Annotated in this window: 1 pseudogene; it reads left to right on the forward strand. The window is 72.0% G+C overall.

From position 1 onward, the window contains the following. Positions 1-2,041: pseudogene (locus AB0I04_RS55085) on the forward strand (hypothetical protein); the annotation flags it as partial.

A 2,041-nucleotide genomic window follows, 5' to 3' on the forward strand; every position in this document is an offset into this window, starting at 1 on the left:
CTGATCAACCCCACCCGGCCCGGCGAGTACAACCTCACACCCTTCACCGGCCCGAACCCGGCCGACCCGCCCACCCTCACCCCCGACCTTCAGACCACGCAAAACCCCGGCACCACCGACACACCCAACCCCGGTGCCCTCCCGGACCTGGGCACCGAAGCCCGCGCACTGATCATCACACCCGACGGCCGCTCCCACACCCCCACCCCAACCCCTGCCCCCACCGCACGGGCCCTGACCGACCCCACCCACCCCCACACCGGCGCCCCAAGAAAACGGGGACCAGACACCTGGAACGCACCCACACCCCCCACGCCCGGCGCTAGACCCACCGACCAGCAGCTACAGCAATTCGCCCAGGACGCACGCGACGCGAACGTGAGCAGCGGCAGCATCTTCCTGACTGGTCTTTTCGCCGCCCGCTGGGGGGGCATAGGGGGAGGGCAGCAAGCCAGGGTCTGGCAGGCGTGGAACGCTGTCACGAAAGCAACCCGGGTGGCGGCCCCGGCGGAGGTCCCCGCATGGGTGGCCCGGCCCTCCCAGTACGGCGACACGCCCACCGACCAGCAGCTGCAGCAATTCGCTTCTGCCGCACGCCAAGCAGGCGTGAGCAACGGCAACGCCTTCGTGGCCGGTCTTACCGCTGCGGGCTGGGAAGGCCTAAGACAAGGCTACGCCAGGGCCCGGGAGGCATGGAATGCTGCCCCGCCGGCGGCGGCCCCGGCGGCGGTCCCCGCATGGGCGACCCTACCCCCCCAGCACGGCGACACGCCCACCGACCAGCAGCTGCAGCAATTCGCCCAGGACGCACGCCAAGCAGGCGTGAGCAACGGCGACGCCTTCGTGACCGGTCTTACCGCCGTCGGCTGGAGGAGCCTAGGGCACAGGTACGCCAGGGCCCGGGAGGCATGGAACGCCGACCCGGCGGCGACCCCGGCGGCGGTCCCCGCATGGGCGACCCGGCCCCCCCAGCACGGCGACACGCCCACCGACCAGCAGCTGCAGCAATTCGCCCAGGACGCACGCCAAGCAGGCGTGAGCAACGGCAACGCCTTCGTGACCGGTCTTACCGCCGTCGGCTGGAGGAGCCTAGGGCACAGGTACGCCAGGGCCCGGGAGGCATGGAACGCCGACCCGGCGGCGACCCCGGCGGCGGTCCCCGCATGGGCGACCCGGCCCCCCCAGCACGGCGACAAACCCACCGACCAGCAACTGCAGCAATTCGCCCAGGACGCACGCCAAGCAGGCGTACGCAGCGGCAACGCCTTCGTGGCCGGTCTTTTCGACGCCGGCTGGAGGAGCCTTGGGCAAGCGGGCGCCAGGGCCCGGGAGACGTTGAACGCCGTCCAGCCAGCGGCCCCGGCGGCGGCCCCCACATCGGTGACCCGGCCCCCCCAGCACGGCGACACACCCACCGACCAGCAACTGCAGCAATTCGCTTCTGCCGCCGAAGTCCCCGCATGGGTGACCCGGCCCCCCCAGCACGGCGACACGCCCACCGACCAGCAACTGCAGCAATTCGCCCAGGACGCACGCCAAGCAGGCGTACGCAACGGCAACGTCTTCGCGGCTGGTCTGGCCGCCGCCGGCTGGAGAGGCCTAGGGTTCTGGTATGCCAGAGCGTGGCAGACGTGGAACGCCGCCCCGCTGGCGGCGGCCCCGGTGGAGGTCCCCGCATGGGTGACCTTGCCCCCCCGGCGTGACGCCACGCCCACGTACGAGCAGCTGCAGCGGTTCGCCCATGACGCACGTCAGGCGGGCGTGATCAACGGCAAGGTCTTCGTGGCCGGTCTGGCTGCCGCCGGCTGGAAGGGCCTAGGGGACGGGCGTGCCAGGGCCCGGGCGGCGTGGAACGCTGTCACGGAAGAGGCCCCCCTCGGGCACGGCGCCACGCCGACCGACCGGCAGGGCGAGGTCATCATGCCGGACAGGCCGCCGCGTCCGGGAACGGCGTTCAGCCCGCCGACGTTCGACTCACAGCCGTCCGACTCGCATCAGTTCGATCCGCCGTACCGAACGGACGGTATGGCGCCGGTGGATG

Origin of the sequence: Actinoallomurus sp. NPDC050550 (assembly GCF_040655075.1) — a bacterium.
GTDB lineage: Bacteria > Actinomycetota > Actinomycetes > Streptosporangiales > Streptosporangiaceae > Actinoallomurus.